Genomic DNA, 22,545 nt, shown 5'->3' with positions numbered 1-22,545 from the left:
GCGGTCCGTGTTTTTCTACCTTAGGTCGTGACCATATAGGGACGATCCAGCACGAATTCGTCAAGGTTTGCCGTATTTCCGATACGGTCGATCACAGCAAATATTCCCGGCGTTGCCAATGGCGTAAGCACGCCATGCCACGTACCGCGAAAGAAATTAATGCCCTGATATGGGGCCGTTAGAAAGGCCCGAGGAGTACCCGGAGCATCACCTTCGTCTGGGGCCACGATGACTAGGAACGGGGCTGCCGACATGGGAATGAATGCTTGTGATCCGTCAGGATGCCGTTCGAGAAGGTCAAGCGTATAGGGCAAACTGCGCGCTTGGGCGTTAAAGACGCTGATGCCCGCGCGCCCCTCCGGTCCGAAATCAAGCGTCGCAATATCGTGGTACCGGCCGCACATCCCGCCGTTGATCATTTTGTCAGGATCGCCTGACGCATCCACAATGTCCCCGAACGGGGCAAAGGCATCCGCCGTCAGTGGTTCAGCTTTGATAACGCGGCTCATAAGGACAGCGGCATGTGGCGGTTCACATCCTTGTACAGAAGATAACGGAACGGTTCGCTCCCAGTCGCGACACAAGCTTGGGGGCAGAACGCGCGCAGCCACATGAAATCGCCCGGGGTCACCGGCACCCAGTCGCGGTTCAGTAGATAGTCCGCGGTCCCTTGCAGCACGTATAATCCGTGCTCCATCACATGGGTTTCGGCAAAGGGGATCAGCCCACCCGGCTGAAAGGTCACTATGTTCACATGCATGTCGTGGCGCAAATCTGATGGATCGACAAAGCGTTGCGTGGCCCAAGCGTCGTTCGTATCTGGCATCGCGGTTTTGGGCGCGTCGTTGTCGTGGGTCACGAATGCTTGCGGTGGTTCCAACCCCTCGGCTGCGACATAACGTTTGCGTACCCAGTGAATACCGCAAGGCGCATCGGCAGTGTTCCACAGTGTCCAGTTCGCAGCAGGTGGCAGATAGGCATAGGAACCGGGGATCAGATCAAAGGCGTCTTGCCCGATGGTCAGACGTGCCGTGCCATGGGCCACAAATAGCACCGCCTGAGCATCGGGGTCAGGTTCGGGCGTATCGCTGCCGCCGCCGGGGGCCAGCTCAAGCGCGTATTGTGCGAATGTTTCCGCAAACCCGCTAAGCGGACGCGCCAGCACCCAGACCCGCGCATTCGTCCATCCGGGCAGAAAGCTGGTGACGATATCGCGCTGCACTGACGCGGGTATCACCGCATAGGCGTCTGTAAATACCGCCGTGCTTTCTGGTGATTGTGACTGATCCGGCAATCCACCGGGGGGAAAGGCATAGGTCATAGCATGGTTTCCAATCGCAGGCGTGCGATACGTTCGACCTGCGCACAGGCGGTTTCAAATTCGGTTTGCGTATCATTGGATATCCGCGCCTCAAAGTGGCGCAAGATACCATCCTTGTCGTGATCTTTCACAGCGATGATAAACGGAAAGCCGTGCTTGGCCACATATGCCGTGTTCAATTCAGTGAACTTTGCGCGTTCCGCATCGGTAAGCGCATCAAGCCCCGCGCTGCCCTGTTCCGCCGTGCTTTCCGCGGTAAGGCGTTTGGCTGCTGCCAGTTTGCCCGCCAGATCGGGGTGCGCGGTCAGCACACCCATGCGTTCCTCGGGGCTGGCCGACCGGAACATGCGCGCCAAGGCGTTGTGAATGCCCGCAACGCAGTTATGGGCGGGGCCAAGTTCCAGATCATGCGCACGTTCGGCGATCCACGCGGAATGTTCAAACACGCCACCGAACTTTTCTACAAACTCAGCGCGGTTCATTTGGTCGATCCGCAAGGGATGCTTGGGCGGGTGTGTCGCGCGCCAATGATCCGCAATGTCGATGCGGCGGGGCGCCCAGACCCCTTCGAAGCCTTTAATATAGTCGATAAACCGTTTCAGCGCTTGGATACGGCCCGGACGGCCAACAAGACGGCAATGCAGACCGACCGACATCATCTTGGCCGAGCCATCGCAGCCTTCGGCATAAAGCGCGTCGAATGTGTCGCGCAGATAGGTGTAAAACTGATCCCCGGAATTGAACCCCTGAGCCGTGGCAAACCGCATGTCGTTGCAATCCAGCGTGTAAGGAATGATCAACTGATCGCCGCCCGCAACCTGCATCCAATAGGGCAGATCGTCGTCATAGGTGTCCGAGATATAATCGAACACGCCCGTCTCTGCGGCCAAAGCAACCGTGTTGACCGAGCTGCGCCCCGTGTACCAACCACGGGGGGGCGCGCCGACGACTTCGTTATGCAAACGGATCGCCTCGGCGATGTCTGCGCGTTCGGCGTCAGCGCTGTGATCCTTGTAGTCGATCCACTTGAGGCCATGGCTCGCTATTTCCCAATCGGCATCTTTCATCGCCTCGACCTGCTGCGGCGACCGCCCCAGAGCACTGGCAACGCCATAAACCGTCGCGGGGATACCTGCACCGGTAAACAAACGATGCAACCGCCAAAAGCCTGCGCGGGCACCGTAGTCGTAAATAGATTCCATATTCCAATGACGCTGGCCCGGCCAAGGGGCGGCCCCGACGATCTCGGACAAAAACGCCTCGGATGCGGCGTCGCCGTGCAGGATATTATTCTCTCCGCCCTCTTCGTAATTCACCACGAACTGAACTGCGATGCGGGCACCGCCGGGCCATTGTGCATCGGGCGGTGTGGGGCCATAGCCATGAAAATCACGAGGGTAGCGGTTCATTGTGCTGTCCTTTATTCGACACCGCGCACAGTGCCTTGGCAATAGGACCAATTGCAAGAATCCAACCCGCAAAAATACGACAGACGGACCGGTTCAAAAGGTCAGCCTGTTGCCAGACCCGCGCGTCTTGGTCGTGATCGCTTGTTTTCCGGGAGTTCCTGAGTCGGGGTGGCGGTGTTGAACTTGGACAGGGGCCGCTGACAATACACATGGTATGTTCAGTCCTGCCGCCCCCTGTCCTAAAGTCGCCATTTTGACATGGCCTGCTCGAATATCGAAATTCTGTTCACCGGCGTGCAAGCCTCAGACTTGTTATTCCCGCTGGCAGGCGGTGCATCTGATCGCTTGTGACATCCATATAAGCCAAGGATGATTCGCGGGTCAAAACAAAAACGAATCAGTTTGCCATTTTCCTTGGGTAAAACGCGTAATTTCGGCGCAAGACAGCCATTGACCCTGTATCTGCCGCCCCTATCCTCCACCCCAAGCAATCAACGAAAGACCCACCCCATGGCAAATGGCTACCTAACGACCCACGTCCTTGATACCGCGCGCGGCATGCCTGCCAGCGGGCTTGCGATCACGCTATATCGTATTGAGGGGGAGGCGCGCGTACAGCTTTCCCGGATGGTGACTAACGCCGACGGCCGCACCGACGCGCCGATCCTGCCAAAAGATCAATTCGCCCCCGGCACATACGAGCTGGTATTCGAAGCCGGCGATTATCTGGATGCAATCGGAAGCCAGCCGGAAACACCACGGTTTCTGGATCAAATCCCGCTGCGTTTTGGCATCTCAGACCCCGACGCGCATTACCACGTGCCGCTTTTGCTTTCCCCTTTCGGTTATTCCACCTATCGCGGCAGCTAACAGCGGCGTGACGTCGGGGGCGTTGTGGTTGCAATACAAGCGTCCCCCATGTCATTTTACACTTCTGACCAAACAGGAAGACGCCCATGTCCACACATGTGACAACCCCGGCAGGCATCGCGCAAAGCCATCTGCCCCAAGTGACAGAACCGCGCAATCCGGGCATGCCCCTCGACATGGATTGGGTCCGATCCGTTCAGGTAAATACATCCGCCGTCGAACGACGCGCCAGCAGCATCGCCGCGCGCAGGTCTGTGAAGAAAGATCACCAAGCCGCGTGGCTGCTGCGGGCCATCACCTGTATCGATCTGACGACACTGTCCGGCGATGACACCGCGCGCAGAGTTGAGCGTCTGTGCGCCAAAGCGCGGCAACCTGTATCCCCAGATTTGATGAAAGCCTTGGGTATGGGGCCGATCACCGTCGGTGCCGTTTGCGTCTATCATGAAATGATTGCGCCGGCGAAAGCCGCCCTTACTGGCACCAACATCCCCATCGCCGCTGTTTCAACCGGGTTTCCAGCAGGGCTGTCCCCGTTCGAGCTGCGCATCAAAGAGATCGAGATGAGCGTGGCCGAAGGTGCTGCAGAAATCGACATCGTCATTTCACGCCGGCATGTACTGTCGGGTGACTGGCAGGCGTTGTATGACGAGATGCGCGCGTTTCGGACGGCCTGCGGCGATGCACATGTAAAGGCAATTCTGGCAACAGGCGAATTAGGCAGCCTGCGCAATGTCGCGCGCGCATCACTGGTGTGCATGATGGCAGGGGCGGATTTTATCAAAACCTCGACCGGCAAGGAAAGCGTAAACGCCACCTTGCCTGTCACGCTGGTGATGATCCGCGCCATTCGCGACTATTTTGACCGGACCGGTATCCGCGTCGGATACAAGCCTGCGGGCGGGATATCAAAGGCGAAAGATGCGATCACATATCTGGCCTTGATCAAGGAAGAATTAGGCGATCGCTGGCTGCGGCCCGATCTGTTCCGCTTTGGCGCGTCATCCCTACTGGGCGATATTGAACGGCAGCTAGAGCATCATGTGACAGGCAGTTATTCCGCAAGCTACCGCCACGCCATCAGCTAAACCGCATGTGGCGGGCGTAGAATTTGAGTATTTGAAAAAGGGTGAAGCCATGAGCGTTTCCGAAATCTATGAGACCATGGACTATGGGATGGCCCCGGAATCCGCTGCTGATGCCCTGGCATGGTTGGTCGATCAGGGCAGCCGCTTCGGCCATTTCATCGATGGTGCGTTCACAGAGCCCCGCGATGACTTTGAAAGCCGCAATCCGGCGAATGGCAACGTGTTGGCCAACCTTACCCAAGCTACCCAGGGCGAGATTGATACCGCCGTCGCCGCAGCCCGCAAGGCGCAGCCCAAATGGGCCAAGCTGTCAGGCCATGAACGTGCGAAATACCTCTATGCGATTGCGCGACTGCTGCAAAAACACAGCCGTCTGTTTGCAGTGCTTGAGACATTAGACAACGGCAAACCGATCCGCGAAGCCCGCGATGTTGATATCCCCTTGGCACAACGCCATTTCTATTATCACGCCGGGATGGCGCAACTGATGGAAAGTGAACTGCCGGACGCGCAGGCGCTAGGTGTGTGTGGCCAGGTTATTCCGTGGAATTTCCCGTTGCTGATGTTGGCGTGGAAGGTGGCACCGGCATTGGCCATGGGCAACACCGTGGTGTTGAAGCCTGCGGAATACACTTCCCTGACCGCGATGATGTTTGCCGATCTCTGCCAACAGGCAGGGTTGCCAAAAGGTGTCTTGAATATCGTGACCGGTGATGGCGCTGTTGGTGAGATGATCGTGAACGCCGATGTAGATAAAATAGCGTTTACCGGGTCGACAGCCGTAGGCCGCCGTATCCGCGAAACAACAGCAGGCAGCGGCAAGGCGCTAACCCTCGAGCTGGGAGGGAAATCCCCTTACATCGTGTTTGACGACGCTGATCTGGATTCCGCGGTCGAGGGGCTGGTGGATGCGATCTGGTTCAATCAGGGACAGGTCTGTTGCGCCGGTTCACGGCTTTTGGTTCACGAGCCCGTTGCCGACCGCTTTTACGCCAAGCTGCGCGCCCGGATGGCAAAACTGCGCCTTGGCAACCCGCTGGACAAATCCATTGACGTCGGCGCGCTGGTAGACCCTGTCCAAGTGCAACGGGTCACTGATTTGGTCGCGTCGAACACCGCTGGCGACGTCTTTACTGCAGGCGATATTCCAAGCAACGGTTGTTTCTACCCACCCACGCTTATCACGGGCCTCAACCCTGCCGACAGTTTGATGCAAGAGGAAATTTTTGGCCCCGTTCTTGTATCAACGACCTTCCGCACCCCAGAAGAGGCCGTTGCCGTCGCAAATAACACCCGTTACGGCCTTGCCGCGACGATCTGGTCCGAAAACATCAATCTTGCCCTTGATATTGCACCCAAGCTGGTTGCAGGTGTGGTCTGGATCAACGGCACCAATATGCTGGACGCCGCAGCCGGGTTCGGTGGCGTGCGCGAAAGCGGCTTTGGCCGCGAAGGCGGCTGGGAAGGTTTGGCCGCCTATACCAAGCCTAAAGCTGATCCGAAGCACCTGAAAACACCTGCGCCGATGCAGGGAAAGGGTAGCCCAGAAAGCGGCATAGATCGCACCGCAAAACTTTACATCGGCGGGAAACAGGCGCGCCCGGACGGCGGGCAATCCGCGCCGGTCTGGGGCAAATCCGGCGGGCTGTTGGGCCATGTATCCTTGGCCAGCCGCAAAGACGTGCGCAACGCAGTCGAAGCCGCCCATGCCGCAAAAGGATGGAGCAAAACAACAGGACACCTGCGGGCGCAAATCCTGTATTACATCGCGGAAAATCTCGCCGCCCGAAGCGACGAATTCGCGGGGAGGCTTGACGCCATGCAAGGCGGCAAATCCGGCGCAAAAGAGGTCGCCGCATCGATCAGCCGCCTATTCACCTATGCCGCATGGGCCGACAAATATGATGGGCAAGTACACGGTGTCCCCATTCGCGGCGTAGCGCTCGCCATGAAAGAACCGGTGGGCGTTATCGGCACCATCTGCCCGGACGAGGCCCCCTTGCTTGGCCTAATCTCGTGCATGGCCCCCGCCATCGCCATGGGCAACCGCGTCATTCTGGCCGCCAGCTCGCCATTCCCACTATCAGCAACCGATTTCGTGCAAGTGCTGGAAACTTCAGATGTCCCAGCAGGCGTGGTCAATATCCTGACGGGCCCGCACCCTGACCTTGCCGAAACCATGGCGCGTCATATGGATGTCGATGCGGTCTGGAGCTTTGGTGCCGAACCGCTCAGCCAGTTGATCGAACAGGCCTCGGCGCAAAACCTCAAACGGACATGGGTCAACAACGGCCAAGCCCGCGACTGGTACAGCACATCCGGCGAAGGACACGCATTCCTTCAGGCATCCACGGAAGTGAAAAACATCTGGATCCCCTACGGCGAATAAGTCCGAATATCTTCTCTGGCTTATAAATATCCTCGCCGAAGGCACGCCGGACCCACAGGGTCCGGCAAAACATCATGCGGCGCGTCAGCGCCTCATTTGGGTCGCGGCCTAGTTGGCGGCCGTCGTCTCAAGCCCCTCGGGCTGGCCGACAATGACAAACGCCAAACCATCGGGGTCCAGCAGCTCCCCCGCGACGCGGCGCACATCTTCTAGGGTGACTGCGTCAACTTTGTCGTTGCGGGTTGCGATGTAATCGATGGGCAGGCCCAGCATCTGCATCCCAACCAGAATACCCGCAATCTGCTGGTTTCCGTCAAAGCGCAGCGGATAAGATCCTGTGATGTAGGTCTTGGCGTCTTCCAGCTCTTGCACGGTGGCACCGTTTTCAGCCATCTTTTGCCATTCATCGCGGATCACGCTTATGGCATCTGCGATGCGATCATTGGCCGAGCTGACGGACCCTTGGTAGGTTGCAGCCAACTCCATCGGGACCAGATAGGAATAAACCCCATAGGTCAGCCCGCGTTTTTCGCGCACTTCGGTCATCATACGGCTTTCAAAAGATCCCCCGCCCAAGATCTGGTTCATAACGGTGGCGGCGAACCAATCGTCATCCTTCTGTTCGATCCCCTTTTGCGCAAATAGCGCCACAGATTGCGGCGTGGCGAAATCAACGACAGTGATCCCTGAGGGAATGCGCAGCTTTGCAACCGGCGGCATTGGGGCGCCTGTTTTTGGTAATCCGCCCAGCAACTCATCCAGCAGCAGGCCCAATGCTTGCGGGGTTATGTCGCCCGCTGCACCAATAAAAATACGATCGCGGGCCAGCACATCACGATGTGCGGTCACCAGATCATCGCGGGTCAAGGCCGTCACCGTCTCGACCGACCCACTTAAAGAAGTGCCATAGGGATGATCACCATAAAGCAATTCATCCATGGTTTTACGTGCGATGTCGCCTGGGTCTTTTGCGCTCGACCGGATGTTTGACAACACCTGATCACGCACCCGCTCAATCGCGTCTGCATTAAAGCTGGGGTTTTGCAGGGCTTCTTTTAGCAGTGCCACCGACGCATCCTGATTTTCGGTGAGGAACCGCGCCGATACGTTCAGTTCATCATCGCTGACGCTGAACCTGAAACTTGTGGCCAGCCCCTCCGCTGCGCGTGCGAATTCCCGCGAATCCATGCTGCCTGCGCCTTCTTCCAACAGGGCCGTCATCAGATTGATCGCGCCTCGTTTATCGGCTCCCTCAAGAGACGCACCACCGCGAAAAGAAATGTCCAGCGCGACAAAGGGAATCGATGGCTCTTGCACCAGCCACGCCGTCAAACCTCCGGGTGATGTCACCTCTTGAATGTTAACCTCGGCCCGGGCTGGCACGGCCAGCAGCACGGTCACAACAAATGCGTAAATCAGTCTCATTGGGTCACCTCTTCGCGCATCAGCCATCCGGTAACTGATGCCTCGCAGTCAAACACATCGCGGGCGGCTTGCATGATATCCTCGGCTGTGACGGCTTCAAGGATATCCGGCCAGTCTTGCACATCCTGTACGCTCAACCCGATCGCCAATGCACTGCCATAACGGTTGGCCACCTTCTCTGCACTGTCACGAGAGTATACCTGATCGGCCCGCAATTGCGCTTTAATACGCTCCAGTTGCTCGGGGTCAACGCCCTCTTCCAGAAAGGTCGAAACCGCAGCATCCATAGCGTCTTCTGCCGCTTCCAATGTCACGTCCAAGCGCGGCACAACCACCAAATTAAACGTTGTGTCATCCAAAGCCTGACCTCGGTAATAGGCCGAAGAATAGGTGGCGATCTGTGTATCAAACTGCAGCTTTTCCGCCAGATAGGACGTTGTACCACCGCCCAGAATTTCGGCAAGTATCGTCAAAGCGGCAGCTGTCTTTTGATTGCCCGGATCACGTTCCTGCGCCAGATAGGACCGGCTGATGTATTCCTGCGCAACACGCGAGTCCCGAAAAATGACGCGCCGTTCGGCGGTTTGTGGCGGCTCTTGGGTGCGCAGCCGCTCTGGCAGATCGGGGTTGGCCGGGATCACGCCGTAATATTGCTTGGCAAGGCGATGGACTTTCGCTGGCTCCACATCGCCAGACACCACCAAAATCGCGTTGTTGGGCGAATAATACAGCTCGTAAAAACCAAGCGCGTCTTCCAGATCAAGCGTTTGCATTTCGTGCATCCAGCCAATCACCGGCGCGCCATATTGATGGTTCAGATATTGCGCCGCGCTCATCTGTTCTTGAAACAGGGCACCTGGGCTATTTTCGGTACGTTGATTGCGCTCTTCGATGATAACGTCGCGCTCGGTTTCGATGTCGTCATGGGTCAGGCGGATGTTGCGCATCCGGTCCGATTCCATTTGCATCATCAACTCCAAACGGTCGGCGGCAACACGTTGGAAATAGGCCGTATAATCATAGCTGGTAAATGCGTTGTCACGGCCACCATTCTTGGCCACCGTTGCCGAGAATTCACCGGATTCCATTTTATCAGTGGCTTTGAACAAGAGATGTTCAAGGAAATGCGCGACGCCGGACGATCCTTTGGGCTCGTCCGCAGATCCTGCCCGATACCAGACCATTTGCTGAACCGAAGGGGAGCGGTGATCTTCGATGACCACAACTTCCATCCCGTTGTCCAAGGTGAAATGGGTTACGGCCTCATTCTGCGCCGCAAGGCCCGCCGAGGAGGGCAGCAAAAACGAAACGAACGCGGCGAGAGCCGGAAATCTGATCATGGTTGGTCCTTTAAGCAGGGTCCTGTGCGACCTTACTTACGCCTCCGTGGCGGGCGATCAAGAGACCTAACAGATTTGTAATGACGCAGGCCCCGCCAGACGCGGCAGGATGCGCAGAAACGATTACTCGGCCGGAGGGGCAGAAGGCGTGCGTGCGCCAGCCCGGCGCCAGCGCGCGGCCTCGGTTTCAGCATCTAGAGATTGACGGCGGTACACTTGATTGTAGCGATCCGTCGAGACGATTTTGAACTGCGTGAACCGCCCTCTGCGTTTGCGGAATGCCGCGTCCTCTTCGGCCAGTTCCTGGCGGATTGAAGGGGCGACGCCAAAGCGGCTGGCCTGCTGAACCAACGCGCCATCACTGGCCGGAATGCCGCCCGCTGTGGCCTCGGGGCGACCTCCAAAGGCTACGATACCTTCGGAAATCGCACTGCGGTCTGTCAGATTGGCCTGACCGGGTGTGGGCGGTGGTAAATCCGTGTAATTGGCGGGTTCAGCCAAGGGTTTCACAGGCTGAACCAGGAATTCGTCAGGGCCCATTGCCGATCCACGAATGTCGCGCAGGCCATCGTTGGCACAGCCCGCAAGCGCGAGCGATATCAAAACAAGAGCGGCGACAATGCGCATGACGGATCTCCTTGAGGTCTGCACATACCTAACGCAGGCAGATGGCTATTGTCACTGGCCTTTTTTGGCGGACTTACGAGGCGAAACCCTGGGATCTGGGGTCAAGAAAATCAACCCGATCGCGCCTGCAAAGATAAACACATCCGCGATGTTGAACACGAAAGGGTTGTTGATCCCGCAGCAGGACATATTCAGGAAATCGAGGACATAGCCATAGAGCAGCCGATCAACGACATTTGCCAATGCACCACCAATCAGCAAGCCCGCGCTGACCTTGGCCCAATAGCCCAAGGTATGGCGGTAGGCCCAAACCAGAATACCGACACATATCGCGCAGGCCAGCGCGATCAATATCCACCGGCTTGCGTCGGACCCATCGCCAAACAGACCGAAATTGATACCGCGGTTCTCGCCATAGCGGAAATTGATCAGGGGCGGCAGCACATCAATCACACGGATGCGGCTTAGCTCCATCATGTGGATCACGATGTATTTACTAAGCTGATCCAGAATGAAGGCGGCAAAACCCGCCCAGAAAATGATACGCATACCGACCCTTTTTGCTGTGCTTTGACCGTTAGTGCCGGAAATGGCGCATGCCGGTAAAGACCATAGCCAGCCCAGCCTCATCCGCCGCTGCAATCACTTCGTCGTCGCGCATGGATCCGCCCGGCTGAATAAGCGCAGTCGCGCCTGCTTCGGCCGCGGTGATCAAACCGTCCGCAAAGGGGAAGAACGCATCAGATGCCACAACCGACCCTTGCGTCAATGGCGCGGGCAAGCCCATGACTTCGGCCATATCTTGGGCCTTGCGGGCCGCGATGCGCGTGCTGTCGACGCGGCTCATCTGGCCGGCACCCACACCCACGGTTGCGCCGTCCTTGACATAGATGATCGCGTTGGATTTCACGTGTTTGGCAACCGTCCAGGCAAACATCATATCCGCCAGTTCCTGATCCGATGGTTGGCGCTTGGTCACGATTTTCAGATCATCCATGGCGATCCGGCCAACGTCCTTGTCCTGCACCAGATAGCCGCCCGACACTTGGCGAAACGCCAGCGCAGCCACCGAAGGGTCCGCCAGACCATTGGTGGTCAGCAGGCGCAGGTTCTTTTTCTTGGCAAAGATCGCTTTGGCATCGTCAGTCGCGCCAGGGGCGATCACCACTTCGGTAAATATTTCGCTGATCGCTTCGGCGGTTTCACCATCAAGCGTCTGGTTCAATGCGATAATACCACCAAAGGCCGATGTCCGGTCGCAATCGAATGCACGCGAATAGGCATCCACCATCGACGTACCGCGTGCCACACCGCAAGGGTTCGCGTGCTTGATGATCGCACAGGCCGGCCCTTGGGCCGGATCAAATTCGCTGACCAGCTCGTAAGCCGCGTCGGTGTCGTTGATGTTGTTATAGGACAGTTCTTTGCCCTGATGCTGTGTTGCTGTGGCAACGCCGGGGCGGTTCGATCCATCGGTGTAGAACGCCGCCAACTGATGCGGGTTTTCGCCATAGCGCAAGGTCTGCGCCAATGTGCCACCCACCGTGCGACGCCGGGGCGTGCCATCCACCTGTGCTGCCATCCATGTGCTAACGGCGGTGTCATAGGCCGCCGTGCGGGCATAGGCTGTTTGTGCCAAACGCTGACGCAGGGCGTAAGATGTCTGACCGTTGTTTTCGCCCAACTCCTTGATCACCACATCGTAATCTTCGACATCGACGATCACATTCACAAAGCCATGGTTTTTCGCGGCAGAGCGGATCATCGCAGGGCCACCGATATCGATGTTCTCGATCACCTCGTCGTATTCGGCCCCTTTGGCGACTGTTTCTTCGAACGGGTACAGATTGACCACGACCAAATCGATTGCGCCGATCCCGTGCTGATCCATCGCCGCGACATGTTCGTCATTATCGCGCAAGGCCAGCAATCCACCGTGTACCACCGGGTGCAGCGTCTTGACGCGGCCATCCATCATTTCAGGAAAGCCTGTAACCTCGGACACGTCTTTGACGGCCAACCCTGCATCGCGCAATGCTTTGGCGGTCCCGCCGGTGCTAAGCAGTTCGACCCCGTGGGACACCAACGCCTGCCCCAGTTCGACCAATCCGGTCTTGTCAGAAACAGAAAGAAGCGCGCGGGATACGGGGTGCAGATCGGGCATAATGGGGTTCCTTGGGTCAGTCTTGGTCATCATACGGATCGTCTAACGACAGATCTCGCACGCCAATCGCAGTTTCCTGCGCTTTGGACAAGGACCACCTGACCCGCGTTGCATATGTTGTCGCGTGCCCGGCAAGCACAATTTGCAATGATGCGCGGGGGCGCAGGCGATTGCGTTCAAGGTAAACGCTTGGTTCCAAAGACAGTTTATAGGTGCCGTCATGGCGGAATACCCAAATCTCTCCGCTTTTCTGCGCCATCGAAATTGCGGCACCGCCCAGATCAAGCGTGGCATCAACATCCGGATGCAAATGAAAACGAATCTCGAACGGGATGCCTTTCAGTTTTACCGCGTCCATTTCACGATCAAACCGACGCTTTTCGGGATCGTCCATGGCCAGCAGCATGTCTTCGCCAGCAACGGCGCGGCCATCATGGGTCAGCTCAATGGTACGGGCGTGGGTTAATCCAAACGCCGGGACATAGCCATTGTGGCCGCCCTGAAATTTGGTGCCGTCACCGACGGTCTCAATCTCGACTGGGACATATGTCGGCGCTTCAATCAGCGCCTCGTGGCCCGTGTGGCGATCCGGGTCCGCCAATCGTGCGCTGGAATACCCTCCCAGCGACAATGTGGAATGCGACGGCGTCGCGCGCCCCGCCCTGCGCCATTCAGCGCCAAAGGATGCGCCCGACCCGCAGTTCACGATCAAGGGCCTGCGCCCCGATGTCAGCTCAAACGCGAGGGCAGAGGCATGGGCGTTCATCGATTCCGCACCGCTGGGCGGTATGCTTGCATCAATGATGACACTGGTGCGGCCCGCAGAAAGCCGCGCATACCCCATCGACAGTCCGTCGGGCTGCCGCGTTTTGATCTTGGCTGTCGATAACGCGTGATCCAGCCACCCCTCGGCCCCGCGTCCGCCGCCGTGAAACCGTGCCAGACTGCCGTCCGAATGGCGCAGGGTCCGCAAGGTTGGCGCGATACGTTCGATCGCGGCCATATGCGCCTTGGGCGTGCCGCGCCCTGCATCACTTAGCGCCGCTGCAGCCCAGCTGAGCAACATAAATACCTGCAACAGTTCTTCGGGGTTGCGCGTGGGTAATCCGCCCTGTTCATCGATCCTCGCATCGCATTCCCGCGCCAAGGCTTTGATCGCCGGGTCGGCAAGGTTTTCCAGCCCCTCCAATGAAAGAGCCGCGTAAATCAACCCGGTTAACGCCTCAAAACGGGGCAATCCGGGGGCCGTAGCCTGCCAACGGCGCGACAGAAAATAGGTCTGTCTGGCCAACGACCGGTAAAAAGCATCGCTTTGATCCTGTTCCGTGCCACGCAGCACAAACAAGGCGTGGTTGATCCAGCGGATCAATCGCCGCCCAGTCAGATCGGGCGTCCAGCCAATACCGCGCCCTTCGCCGAACTGATCGATCCAGCCCCAAAGCCATCTTTGCGCCGTTTCGCGGGCTTTTTGATCACCGACAGCGGCCAGATCATCCAACCACGCGAACCCATGCATATCTTCGGCAAAATCGTGATCCGGGATGGCCACGTCCCATAACGACGCAGCATTGGGCGCTTGGATCAACGTGCCCGAAAATAGCAGATTGCCAGCAATAAGCTGTCTGCCACGGGCAAAAGAGCCAATCGTGCGCGGCTCGGGCGAGGATACGAATCCCTTCGCCTGAACGTTCATCTTGGCCGCTGAACGCGCGTGCCACCGATTCAAAAAACGCGTCTTTCGCGCGTGAAAACTGGTACTCATCATTACTGCTGTCCCTGTACGCTCTGGTGGCGTTTGAGAAACCATACGCGCAGATTTCCCCCAAGTCACCGCATTTTGACCGACAGTTTTTGCAGCCCAGCCTTTTCAGGCAAAACCATCAGCCCGCTTTGCGCAAACACGCAATATAAAAGCCGTCCATACCGCCACGATCCGCCCAATAATCAGGCCGCAACCGTAACCCCCCCTCGGAGCTTATCCAAGCAGGATCGACGCCGTCCACCTGCACCGCACTGCGATCAACCGACATATCAGGATGCCGCTCAAGCGCCTCGTCCACTTGAACTTCACCCTCGTCCGGCAATAGCGAACAGGTACAAAACACCAAACGCCCGCCAGGGTTAAGCAACGACCATGCATGGTCGATCATCTCGGATTGCAGCTCGATCAGCTCCGCAAATTCGGAACCGTCTTTGGCATGGGGCAGGTCCGGATGGCGGCGAATTGTTCCGGTTGCGGAACACGGCGCATCAAGCAAGATCGCATCAAACTGCCCCTCAAACCGGCGCGCATCAACGACGACGACCTTGGCGGGCAGATGCACACGGGCAAGGTTTTCACGCACACGCTGCATCCGTGGTTTTGAGCTGTCAACGGCCGTAACCTGCGCCCCTGCGGCCGCCAATTGCATCGTTTTGCCGCCGGGTGCCGCGCATAGATCCAGCACGGCCTCGCCTTTTTGCGGGGCGAGTATTTTCACGGGCAAGGCCGCAGCGGCGTCTTGAACCCACCAGTCGCCCTCGGCAAATCCGGGCATCGCGGTCACTTGGCCCGCCTCCTTTACGCGGACCGATCCGGTGGGCAACACCACGCCGCCCACAGCTTCGGCCAAGGCTGCCGGGTCTTTCTTGGCCGTCAGATCAAGTGGCGCACCTGCGAAATGGGCAGCTTCGATGCCAGCCATCGCCTCGGGTCCCCACGCTTCGGTTAATGGGCCGCGCAGCCATTTGGGTAAACGGGGGGAGCGCAATGCCACCCACGCTTCGGGTCCTTCGGTTGCGATCTTGCGCAGAACAGCGTTGGTCAGCCCCTTGAGGTGGCCCAGCTTTTTGTGACTGGCGACCAGTTCGACCATTGCGTTCACAACGCCATGGGCCGCACCGCCTTGGCATAGCTCTACCGTCCCGACACGCAGCGCATTGCGCACGGTCAGCGGCGGGTATTTCGACAGATGTTTTTGCAACAACCGATCCGCACGCTCCATCCCGCGCAAAGTATCCAATGCAAGCCGTTGTGCACGGGCACGATCATCGGGGGGCAGCTTGTCCAAGGCCCCCGCAGCGAGCAGTTCGGACATCAGGCTTTCTTCTCCTAAAATCATATCAAGAAGATAAACCGCACTTCTGCGGGCCTGAACGCCGGTATCTGACATGCGAAACGCCTTTTTGCTTGGACCGCCCGGGTTGTCTGAGCGCATGTACGGCGTATATCAAGGGGGCCGTAGCCTCAAGAGGATGAGATGATGACCAAAGCTGGCCAAAAACCGATGCCACGCCCGCCCCATGATCCCCAGCCCATGCCGGAACCCGGCCCCGATTTGCCGCCGCAGCCGACGCCGGGGCCAAATCCGATGGTAACCCAAGACCTGCCCGCCGCCGCGCAGCGCGCATTGGCCGAGGCGGCAGAGCGCCGCAAAAAAGCGCAAGAGATGGAACTGCCACCCGAATTGGGCGGTAGAGACGGGCCAGAGCCCGTACGCTATGGCGATTGGGAGAAAAAGGGAATCGCTGTCGATTTCTGATCAGCGGCTGTGGACGGCGAGCAGATTTTGGCGACAGACCGGCTACGTCAGCGCAGTGTGAATTCGGCCGACTCACCCGCCCCTTTGTTAGAGGTAAAGCGGATTTTACTGCCCTTTAATGCCACTTCCTGACAATTATAGCCCAAGTCATCGCCACCCCAGATAAGACGACGGCAAAAATAGCCATCTTTCCATGTCCAATTTCCTGAAACGTCCCAAACCGCGCCGGTGCCGCTGATAGCGCCTGCGGGCGTCACGTTTAATTCGACCAACATCCGGTTCAGGGTTTTCCCGTTCACTGCGGACACGAATTCGGCCTCGCTTTCAACCCGTTGAAACTCCGCCTGCGCCGATGTGGCAAGCACAGTCATGGCAATACAGGCGATAATGCGAACGTTTTTCATTCTAAGCTCCGAAACGGTTTCTTTGAGAGATACCTTCGAAACATTAAGCTAGTTTTGCCGCGCCCTAAGTAAAGCCGCAGGCGTCAGTCGTTCAGTCCCAAGACATCCAGCATGTCATATTGACCGGGTGTTTTGCCCTGCCCCCAAAGTGCGGCTTTGATCGCGCCGCGCGCAAATACCGCGCGATCCGATGCGACATGCCGCAATGTGATCCGTTCACCTGCCGCAGCAAATAGCACGTCATGTTCGCCGACGATGTCGCCACCGCGAATCGCTGTAAATCCGATATCGCCCCGTTTGCGCGCGCCCGTAATGCCGTCGCGACCGCGATCCGAGACATCTGCCAATGCAACGCCACGCCCTTCGGCCGCCGCTTCGCCCAACATCAGGGCCGTGCCGGAGGGTGCATCCACTTTCTGGTTATGATGCGCCTCGATGATCTCGATATCGAAATCCTCGTCCAGCGCGGCGGCGACACGTTTCGTGAGCTGCGTCAGCAAGTTGACGCCAAGGCTCATGTTACCAGCGCGCACAATGACCGCCTGATGCGATGCCGGTTCAAGCTGGGCGATCTGGGCGTCGGTCATACCCGTCGTGCCGATCACATGAACCGTACCCGCTTGCGCCGCAATCGCGGCAAATCCCAGCGTCGCCTCGGGCGCAGTAAAGTCGATGACCGCCTGCGCAGGCGCAATCGCGGCGTGCGCATCATCCGTCACGATCACACCCAAGGCAGCACCGCCCATGGCCACGCCAACGTCCTGGCCCACCCATGGGTGCCCCGTACGTTCCACCGCGCCCACCAAACGCACACGGTCATTGGCAAAAACCTGCCCAATCAACATCTGGCCCATTCGGCCCGAAGCGCCTGTAATCGCGATGCCTGGTGTATTGCTCATGCTGTGCTCCTTTTTCATGCTTGGTTTAGCGCGTGGCGACCTGCTTGGCAAAACCTCAGCGACCCCTTAGATGAAGCATATGGCAAAGAACAGAACACATGAGGGCTCCGGCCCCACTCAACGGCAACTCCGCGTCGGCGAAACCATTCGCCGCGCTTTGTCCGATGTATTGGCGCGCGGCGATGTCCACGACCCAGAACTCAACCGGTTGTCAATCACGGTAGGCGAGGTCCGCGCCTCGTCCGACCTAAAGGTTGCGACGGCATTCGTTTTGCCATTGGGCGGCGAAGGACGCGAAGATGTTCTAAAGCTGTTGGCCCGCAACAAAGGCGAACTGCGGCGGTTGCTATCAAAGAAACTGGTGCTGAAATTTGCGCCCGATCTGCGCTTTCAACTGGACGAGACATTTGACCGGATGGACGACACCCGGCGGATGCTGGCGCAAGACGTGGTTCGCCGCGATGCTGAAGCACCCGATACGGACCCAAACGACACGATCCCCGACGCGTCATGAAACGGCTGCTGGCCATTGCTGTATTGCTGGGCTGGACGGCATGCCAAGCTGGCGCTGAAACATGCAGCAATGAGATTTACGAGAACAACAGGTATAGTGTCTGCGAGGTCGATCTGACCCGTGATACGCTGGGGTTGTTTCTCTATGCCGCCGACGGCAACCCCTATGGGTATTTCAGCAGCTTGGACAAAGCGCTGAAAGAACAGGGCAAACGTCTGGGCTTTGCGATGAATGCGGGCATGTATCACGACAATCGCGCGCCGGTTGGCTATTACCTTGAGAACGGCAAGCAAGTGCAACGGGTGATCAGCAGCGCCGGGCCAGGCAATTTCGGCCTGGTTCCCAATGGGGTTCTATGCCTGCGTGCGGGCCGCGCCGATGTGTTTGAGACCAAACGTTTCATCCACCAAGCCCCCGAATGCACAAGCGCCACACAATCCGGCCCCATGCTGGTAATCGACGGCAAGCTACATCCAAAGTTTCTGAAAGACAGCACCTCGCGCTATGTGCGCAATGGTGTCGGGACCAGCACGGACGGCAAAACGGCGTATTTCGTGATCTCGAACGGGGTGGTGAACTTTTATGATTTCGGCGTGTACTTCCGCGATCGGCTAAAACTATCCAACGCGCTGTATTTTGACGGTAATATCTCGCGGATGCGTGCACCCGAACTGGGGCGCAGCGATATCGGGTTTAGCCCGTTGGGGCCGATTATCGGCGTTGTGGTCGACCAATAGGGTCGCAAAACAAGAACTTTTATGCCTTCGGCGAGGATTTTTTTCCATTTGGAACTAAGTCGGTCTGGGCAAAGCCAACTGCGCTTTGATAGGACGCAGCCAAATCAGATAGGGTTGAAAACATGGCGCGCAGACGCAAGGGACGGGATATTTCAGGTTGGCTGGTGGTGGATAAGCCCGCCGGGCCAACATCGACCACTGTGGTGAACAAGGTCCGCTGGGCGCTGAATGCCAACAAGGCCGGGCATGCCGGCACGTTGGACCCCGATGCCACAGGCGTGTTGGCTGTTGCCGTGGGGGAGGCGACGAAAACCGTTCCCTTCATCACGGACGCGTTGAAAGCATACGAATTCACCGTTCGTCTGGGCGTGTCGACCAATACCGATGACGCGGAGGGTGAAGTGTTGGACACCAGCGACCTGCGCCCCGATGACGAAGCGATCAAGGCGGCACTAGCGGCATTCATAGGTGATATTGAACAGGTCCCGCCGCAGTTTTCAGCCGTAAAGGTCGACGGGCAACGCGCCTATAAGCTTGCCCGTGAGGGCGAGGCAATGGAGCTGGCGGCGCGGCCCTTATGGGTGGAGAGCCTTTTGCTGATTGACCGCCCCGACGCCGATCATGTCACGTTGGAAATGATCTGCGGCAAAGGCGGCTATGTCCGGTCGATCGCGCGTGATTTGGGGCAGGCATTGGGATGTCTGGGCCATGTCCGCGAACTGCGCCGCATTTGGTCGGGACCCTTCGATGCCAGTGATGGCCTGACAATGGACCAAATCGAAGAAATGGCCCGCACGGATGCATTGGATGCGCATCTTTTGCCTTTGGAAAAGGGGCTGCAAGATTTGCCCGAGGTAAAAGCAACGCCGGAAGGTGCGGTGCGGCTGCGCAACGGCAACCCCGGCATGGTGATCGCCCATGACGTGGAATATGGCGACGAGGTTTGGGCGTCCTTTGAGGGACGCGCGGTGGCTGTTGGCCGCTTCAAAGCGGGCGAGTTGCATCCATCGCGTGTGTTCAACCAACCCCAACAACCCCAAGAGCCGTGATTACCCGCCGCCACACAAAAGGCGACGCGCCATCGGTCGCGGTCTATTCGGACTGTGAAAAATACCGCTACAGCCTAAGCCGGGTTTGGGATCCCGCAGGGACCAAGGTGTTGTTCGTGATGCTGAACCCGTCCAAGGCCACCGAGGAAGCGAATGACCCCACCGTGGAGCGGTGCGAGCGCCGTGCACGCGCGTTGGGTTTTGGCGGGTTTCAGGTGACCAATATTTTTGCGTGGCGCGAAACCAGCCCGAACTTGATGCGCAAAGCCAAAGACCCGGTGGGGACCGAGAATGATGCGATATTGCTGAAAGCTGCGGCTTGGGCGGATACGGTGATTGCCGCCTGGGGCACCCATGGCGCACATCAGGGCCGGGGCCCGGCGGTTAAGGCATTGCTACAAAATCAGCGCATACCGATGTACCATTTGGGCCTGTCCAAAGACGGACACCCGAAACACCCTTTATATATTTCCTATGCACAGCAACCGGTTGCCTGGCTGGATTAGGGCGGGGTTAACCGTAAAGTCATTCTGGTTTTGACCTGAGGTCATGAATTTGGGATTTTCAGCTTGGTGCAATGCGTCTTGCGCGGGTCAGTAAAGTTGGAATTCTGTAATGTTGCTATTAGCGGGTTTGATGGGTTTGGCGGCAGTTGGTGCCGCGGCCTTTGTTGATCTCAGTCCAGATGACGAGGAAAGCGAAGAGTCCCTACCCGAGGACGCGAATGCCGCCAACGGGCTGATACTCTCAGGGGGGAGCGGGACCGATCTGCTAAGTGGCGACGCTGGCGATGACCAAATCGGTGGAAACGACGGGGACGATCAGATCGCAGGTCAAGACGGTGACGATTATGCACGCGGTGACGCGGGCAATGACACCGTGAGCGGCGGCGCGGGAAATGACGATCTGCACGGCAATGATGGTGCCGATGTAATCGAGGGCGGCATCGGTGATGACATTCTGACAGGCCATAACGGCGATGATGTTCTGCGCGGCGGCGCAGGAAACGATTCCCTAGCGGGCTCGGCGGGTGGGGACGTGCTATTTGGCGACGACGGTGACGATACCCTGCTTGGTGGTCTGGACGACGATACATTAACCGGCGGGCAAGGGGTGGATGCCCTGTTCGGTGGCTGGGGGAATGATCTGATCAACGGGGTTGAGGACGACCCGGATGTTGACGGCATTACTGACGAGGACACAGGCGATTTTCTGAATGGCGGCGGGGGTGACGACACGATTATCTCGGGACAAAATGATATTGTGACAGCCGGCGACGGTGCAGATAGCATCATCATCGGCGATTGGATAACCGATGGGAATGCCCCGACGATTGAGGATTTCGAGTCCGAAGATGACAGTCTATTATTGGTTTGGGACGATCGTAGCCCTTACAATGATGAGCCCGACGTGTCGGTTGATCCTGACCCCGATCAGCTGGATCAGGCATTGGTACGCATGAATGGGGTGATCGTGGCTTCCGTGAAAAGCGCAGATGTGCTGACGGCGGCAGATGTCTCAATTATCCCGCTAAGCTCGGCCATTGCAGCCGGGCTGGCCCCCAGCTGATTGGTATGACCCGCTGGCCCAAATCGGGATCTAGGCCTGCTTCGAAAGGGGCATCGCAATAAAGTCTTTGCCAAGCATCAAAAACTTTCCTATACGCGCCCATCGCCCGCTGATTCAAAACAGTGGGGGATACTCCATGGGCCTGTGCTGGACGACATCCCGGCCTGCGCCATTAATTTAACCTTTTGAAAAGGAGACCCCGATGTCGATTACGCTAGAAGAAAAAGCACGCGTCATGAAAGAATTCGGCACCAAAGAAGGCGACACAGGTTCGCCCGAAGTACAGGTTGCCATTCTGTCCTCGCGCATTGCAACGCTGACCGAGCACTTCAAAACCCACAAAAAAGACAACCACGGTCGCCGTGGCCTTTTGAAAATGGTTGCGACACGCCGGAAGCTTTTGGATTACGTTAAAGGTAAAGATGACGCACGTTATCAAGACCTGATCAAACGTCTGGGTCTGCGCCGCTAACTCAGCGCTGCATTCCTATTACGAATTGAACCGCACCTTGGAGACAAGGAGCGGTTTTTTCGTTAGTGGGGGTCGTACGGAAAATCACGTTCCATTGCCCATCACCACCCTATGCAGTAGCCAAAATGACCCCGAACATTGTCAGCATCCGGCCTTTGAAGCCAACAGACAGCACCCAAGCCGTGCAGGTGTTTTTTGACGCCATTCACCGCGGAACGGCAGATGTGTATTCTGCGGAACAACGCCAAGCCTGGGCGGGTACCAGCCCCGACATAGACGGTTGGCGCAACCGGTTCGTCGGTGTGCAGGGTTTTGCGGCAGAAACCGCCGGGCAATTGGCGGGGTTCATGACAATTGATGAAAAGGGCTACATCGATCTGGCTTTTGTCGGCCCCGATGCCATGGGGCAGGGCATCGGCCGCAAACTATATGAGGCCGTTGAAACCCGCGCACGAGAGTTTCGCGTGAAGGCCCTGAGCACCCATGCCAGCGAAAAGGCGCGGCCGTTTTTCGAACGCATGGGCTGGTCGGTTGACCGTGCACAGACCGTGGAAAAGCGCGGCGTTACGCTGACAAATTACAAAATGTCCAAGCCACTGGCATAGGTGCTGCTACACTCGCGCGCGACACTGAACCTGTCCCATTTTCCGATCAGTAAGGCGGTAAAAGCGGCATTTCTGCCCATATACCCCTCTAATCAACGCTTCTCTTCCCATCGCATGCAAACTCCTGTATGGCCGCACAATC

23 protein-coding genes are annotated in these 22,545 nt (G+C 57.8%); 11 read left to right on the top strand and 12 right to left on the bottom strand.

The window, feature by feature from the left end; genetic code table 11:
* Nucleotides 1-20: 20 nt before the first annotated feature.
* The 3 genes from BM347_RS11250 to puuE are packed head-to-tail and all read right to left on the bottom strand — an operon-like array spanning nt 21 to nt 2,730.
* Nucleotides 21-509, bottom strand: a complete 489-nt coding sequence (locus BM347_RS11250) for an ureidoglycolate lyase (RefSeq protein ID WP_093916553.1) — start codon at nt 507-509, stop codon at nt 21-23.
* Nucleotides 506-1,321 (bottom strand): bifunctional allantoicase/(S)-ureidoglycine aminohydrolase, encoded by an 816-nt coding sequence (locus BM347_RS11245; protein WP_093916552.1) that lies wholly within the window; start codon nt 1,319-1,321, stop codon nt 506-508. The genes BM347_RS11250 and BM347_RS11245 overlap by 4 nt, the downstream gene beginning before the upstream one ends.
* A complete protein-coding gene (gene puuE / locus BM347_RS11240; RefSeq protein ID WP_093916551.1) occupies nt 1,318-2,730 on the bottom strand; it encodes an allantoinase PuuE in 1,413 nt (470 codons plus the stop codon). Before puuE ends, BM347_RS11245 begins: the two co-directional genes overlap by 4 nt.
* Before the next feature lie 510 nt (nt 2,731-3,240).
* Here puuE and uraH point away from each other — a divergent pair.
* From uraH to BM347_RS11225, 3 genes are all read left to right on the top strand, one after another.
* Nucleotides 3,241-3,600 (top strand): hydroxyisourate hydrolase, encoded by a 360-nt coding sequence (gene uraH / locus BM347_RS11235; RefSeq protein ID WP_093916550.1) that lies wholly within the window; start codon nt 3,241-3,243, stop codon nt 3,598-3,600.
* 86 nt (nt 3,601-3,686) lie between these two features.
* The gene (gene deoC, locus BM347_RS11230; protein ID WP_093916549.1) at nt 3,687-4,688 is read left to right on the top strand and encodes a deoxyribose-phosphate aldolase; all 1,002 of its coding nucleotides are present in this window, start codon (nt 3,687-3,689) and stop codon (nt 4,686-4,688) included.
* Between the two features lie 49 nt (nt 4,689-4,737).
* Nucleotides 4,738-7,077, top strand: a complete 2,340-nt coding sequence (locus tag BM347_RS11225; RefSeq protein WP_093916548.1) for an aldehyde dehydrogenase family protein — start codon at nt 4,738-4,740, stop codon at nt 7,075-7,077.
* 108 nt (nt 7,078-7,185) lie between these two features.
* On the opposite strand, the gene BM347_RS11220 is transcribed toward BM347_RS11225, so the two are convergent.
* From BM347_RS11220 to BM347_RS11190, 7 genes are all read right to left on the bottom strand, one after another.
* Nucleotides 7,186-8,502 (bottom strand): M16 family metallopeptidase, encoded by a 1,317-nt coding sequence (locus BM347_RS11220; protein WP_093916547.1) that lies wholly within the window; start codon nt 8,500-8,502, stop codon nt 7,186-7,188.
* Nucleotides 8,499-9,842: a M16 family metallopeptidase gene (locus tag BM347_RS11215; protein WP_093916546.1), complete on the bottom strand. Its 1,344-nt coding sequence runs from the start codon at nt 9,840-9,842 to the stop codon at nt 8,499-8,501. The genes BM347_RS11220 and BM347_RS11215 overlap by 4 nt, the downstream gene beginning before the upstream one ends.
* 123 nt (nt 9,843-9,965) lie before the next feature.
* The gene (locus tag BM347_RS11210) at nt 9,966-10,469 is read right to left on the bottom strand and encodes a DUF3035 domain-containing protein (RefSeq protein ID WP_093916545.1); all 504 of its coding nucleotides are present in this window, start codon (nt 10,467-10,469) and stop codon (nt 9,966-9,968) included.
* A gap of 51 nt (nt 10,470-10,520) precedes the next feature.
* Entirely contained in the window at nt 10,521-11,018 is a 498-nt protein-coding gene (gene lspA / locus BM347_RS11205; protein WP_093916544.1) for a signal peptidase II, read from the bottom strand.
* 28 nt (nt 11,019-11,046) lie between these two features.
* Nucleotides 11,047-12,633 carry a bifunctional phosphoribosylaminoimidazolecarboxamide formyltransferase/IMP cyclohydrolase gene (purH, locus tag BM347_RS11200; RefSeq protein ID WP_093916543.1) on the bottom strand — a complete coding sequence of 529 codons (1,587 nt, stop codon included), beginning with the start codon at nt 12,631-12,633 and terminating at the stop codon, nt 11,047-11,049.
* Nucleotides 12,634-12,649: 16 nt separating this feature from the next.
* The gene (locus tag BM347_RS11195) at nt 12,650-14,398 is read right to left on the bottom strand and encodes a heparinase II/III family protein (protein WP_093916542.1); all 1,749 of its coding nucleotides are present in this window, start codon (nt 14,396-14,398) and stop codon (nt 12,650-12,652) included.
* Nucleotides 14,399-14,513: 115 nt separating this feature from the next.
* The gene (locus tag BM347_RS11190; protein WP_093916633.1) at nt 14,514-15,785 is read right to left on the bottom strand and encodes an RsmB/NOP family class I SAM-dependent RNA methyltransferase; all 1,272 of its coding nucleotides are present in this window, start codon (nt 15,783-15,785) and stop codon (nt 14,514-14,516) included.
* 198 nt (nt 15,786-15,983) lie between these two features.
* Here BM347_RS11190 and BM347_RS17690 point away from each other — a divergent pair, with 198 nt between their 5' ends.
* Nucleotides 15,984-16,154: a DUF1674 domain-containing protein gene (locus BM347_RS17690; RefSeq protein ID WP_245764254.1), complete on the top strand. Its 171-nt coding sequence runs from the start codon at nt 15,984-15,986 to the stop codon at nt 16,152-16,154.
* 47 nt (nt 16,155-16,201) lie between these two features.
* Here the strand turns inward: BM347_RS17690 and BM347_RS11180 are convergent, their stop codons facing one another.
* Together BM347_RS11180 and dapB are read right to left on the bottom strand one after the other, a co-directional pair.
* Nucleotides 16,202-16,558 carry a dihydrodipicolinate reductase gene (locus tag BM347_RS11180; protein ID WP_093916541.1) on the bottom strand — a complete coding sequence of 119 codons (357 nt, stop codon included), beginning with the start codon at nt 16,556-16,558 and terminating at the stop codon, nt 16,202-16,204.
* 83 nt (nt 16,559-16,641) lie between these two features.
* A complete protein-coding gene (gene dapB / locus BM347_RS11175; RefSeq protein WP_093916631.1) occupies nt 16,642-17,457 on the bottom strand; it encodes a 4-hydroxy-tetrahydrodipicolinate reductase in 816 nt (271 codons plus the stop codon).
* A 79-nt stretch (nt 17,458-17,536) separates the two neighbouring features.
* On the opposite strand from dapB, the gene rbfA reads away from it, so the two are divergent.
* From rbfA to BM347_RS11140, 7 genes are all read left to right on the top strand, one after another.
* The gene (gene rbfA / locus BM347_RS11170; RefSeq protein ID WP_093916630.1) at nt 17,537-17,971 is read left to right on the top strand and encodes a 30S ribosome-binding factor RbfA; all 435 of its coding nucleotides are present in this window, start codon (nt 17,537-17,539) and stop codon (nt 17,969-17,971) included.
* Complete coding sequence (locus BM347_RS11165) at nt 17,968-18,708, top strand: phosphodiester glycosidase family protein (RefSeq protein ID WP_093916540.1); 741 nt, start codon at nt 17,968-17,970, stop codon at nt 18,706-18,708. The genes rbfA and BM347_RS11165 overlap by 4 nt, the downstream gene beginning before the upstream one ends.
* Nucleotides 18,709-18,830: 122 nt before the next feature.
* Nucleotides 18,831-19,757 (top strand): tRNA pseudouridine(55) synthase TruB, encoded by a 927-nt coding sequence (gene truB / locus BM347_RS11160; protein WP_093916539.1) that lies wholly within the window; start codon nt 18,831-18,833, stop codon nt 19,755-19,757.
* Nucleotides 19,754-20,263 (top strand): DUF1643 domain-containing protein, encoded by a 510-nt coding sequence (locus tag BM347_RS11155; protein WP_093916538.1) that lies wholly within the window; start codon nt 19,754-19,756, stop codon nt 20,261-20,263. The genes truB and BM347_RS11155 overlap by 4 nt, the downstream gene beginning before the upstream one ends.
* A gap of 109 nt (nt 20,264-20,372) precedes the next feature.
* Complete coding sequence (locus BM347_RS11150) at nt 20,373-21,326, top strand: calcium-binding protein (RefSeq protein WP_093916537.1); 954 nt, start codon at nt 20,373-20,375, stop codon at nt 21,324-21,326.
* A gap of 202 nt (nt 21,327-21,528) precedes the next feature.
* The gene (rpsO, locus tag BM347_RS11145; RefSeq protein WP_093916536.1) at nt 21,529-21,798 is read left to right on the top strand and encodes a 30S ribosomal protein S15; all 270 of its coding nucleotides are present in this window, start codon (nt 21,529-21,531) and stop codon (nt 21,796-21,798) included.
* A gap of 125 nt (nt 21,799-21,923) precedes the next feature.
* Complete coding sequence (locus BM347_RS11140) at nt 21,924-22,403, top strand: GNAT family N-acetyltransferase (RefSeq protein WP_093916535.1); 480 nt, start codon at nt 21,924-21,926, stop codon at nt 22,401-22,403.
* Nucleotides 22,404-22,545 lie beyond the last annotated feature (142 nt).

Origin of the sequence: Sulfitobacter marinus (assembly GCF_900116285.1) — a bacterium.
Taxonomy (GTDB): Bacteria; Pseudomonadota; Alphaproteobacteria; order Rhodobacterales; family Rhodobacteraceae; genus Sulfitobacter; species Sulfitobacter marinus.
This window is presented reverse-complemented; position numbering and strand designations above follow the sequence as displayed.

What these genes read in the sequence shown, in the direction of transcription:
- BM347_RS11250 (WP_093916553.1), bottom strand. Translation starts at nt 509, where the DNA reads ATGAGCCGCGTTATCAAAGCTGAACCACTGACGGCGGATGCCTTTGCC.
- BM347_RS11245 (WP_093916552.1), bottom strand. Translation starts at nt 1,321, where the DNA reads ATGACCTATGCCTTTCCCCCCGGTGGATTGCCGGATCAGTCACAATCA.
- puuE (WP_093916551.1), bottom strand. Translation starts at nt 2,730, where the DNA reads ATGAACCGCTACCCTCGTGATTTTCATGGCTATGGCCCCACACCGCCC.
- uraH (WP_093916550.1), top strand. Translation starts at nt 3,241, where the DNA reads ATGGCAAATGGCTACCTAACGACCCACGTCCTTGATACCGCGCGCGGC.
- deoC (WP_093916549.1), top strand. Translation starts at nt 3,687, where the DNA reads ATGTCCACACATGTGACAACCCCGGCAGGCATCGCGCAAAGCCATCTG.
- BM347_RS11225 (WP_093916548.1), top strand. Translation starts at nt 4,738, where the DNA reads ATGAGCGTTTCCGAAATCTATGAGACCATGGACTATGGGATGGCCCCG.
- BM347_RS11220 (WP_093916547.1), bottom strand. Translation starts at nt 8,502, where the DNA reads ATGAGACTGATTTACGCATTTGTTGTGACCGTGCTGCTGGCCGTGCCA.
- BM347_RS11215 (WP_093916546.1), bottom strand. Translation starts at nt 9,842, where the DNA reads ATGATCAGATTTCCGGCTCTCGCCGCGTTCGTTTCGTTTTTGCTGCCC.
- BM347_RS11210 (WP_093916545.1), bottom strand. Translation starts at nt 10,469, where the DNA reads ATGCGCATTGTCGCCGCTCTTGTTTTGATATCGCTCGCGCTTGCGGGC.
- lspA (WP_093916544.1), bottom strand. Translation starts at nt 11,018, where the DNA reads ATGCGTATCATTTTCTGGGCGGGTTTTGCCGCCTTCATTCTGGATCAG.
- purH (WP_093916543.1), bottom strand. Translation starts at nt 12,633, where the DNA reads ATGCCCGATCTGCACCCCGTATCCCGCGCGCTTCTTTCTGTTTCTGAC.
- BM347_RS11195 (WP_093916542.1), bottom strand. Translation starts at nt 14,398, where the DNA reads ATGATGAGTACCAGTTTTCACGCGCGAAAGACGCGTTTTTTGAATCGG.
- BM347_RS11190 (WP_093916633.1), bottom strand. Translation starts at nt 15,785, where the DNA reads ATGTCAGATACCGGCGTTCAGGCCCGCAGAAGTGCGGTTTATCTTCTT.
- BM347_RS17690 (WP_245764254.1), top strand. Translation starts at nt 15,984, where the DNA reads ATGGTAACCCAAGACCTGCCCGCCGCCGCGCAGCGCGCATTGGCCGAG.
- BM347_RS11180 (WP_093916541.1), bottom strand. Translation starts at nt 16,558, where the DNA reads ATGAAAAACGTTCGCATTATCGCCTGTATTGCCATGACTGTGCTTGCC.
- dapB (WP_093916631.1), bottom strand. Translation starts at nt 17,457, where the DNA reads ATGAGCAATACACCAGGCATCGCGATTACAGGCGCTTCGGGCCGAATG.
- rbfA (WP_093916630.1), top strand. Translation starts at nt 17,537, where the DNA reads ATGGCAAAGAACAGAACACATGAGGGCTCCGGCCCCACTCAACGGCAA.
- BM347_RS11165 (WP_093916540.1), top strand. Translation starts at nt 17,968, where the DNA reads ATGAAACGGCTGCTGGCCATTGCTGTATTGCTGGGCTGGACGGCATGC.
- truB (WP_093916539.1), top strand. Translation starts at nt 18,831, where the DNA reads ATGGCGCGCAGACGCAAGGGACGGGATATTTCAGGTTGGCTGGTGGTG.
- BM347_RS11150 (WP_093916537.1), top strand. Translation starts at nt 20,373, where the DNA reads ATGTTGCTATTAGCGGGTTTGATGGGTTTGGCGGCAGTTGGTGCCGCG.
- rpsO (WP_093916536.1), top strand. Translation starts at nt 21,529, where the DNA reads ATGTCGATTACGCTAGAAGAAAAAGCACGCGTCATGAAAGAATTCGGC.
- BM347_RS11140 (WP_093916535.1), top strand. Translation starts at nt 21,924, where the DNA reads ATGACCCCGAACATTGTCAGCATCCGGCCTTTGAAGCCAACAGACAGC.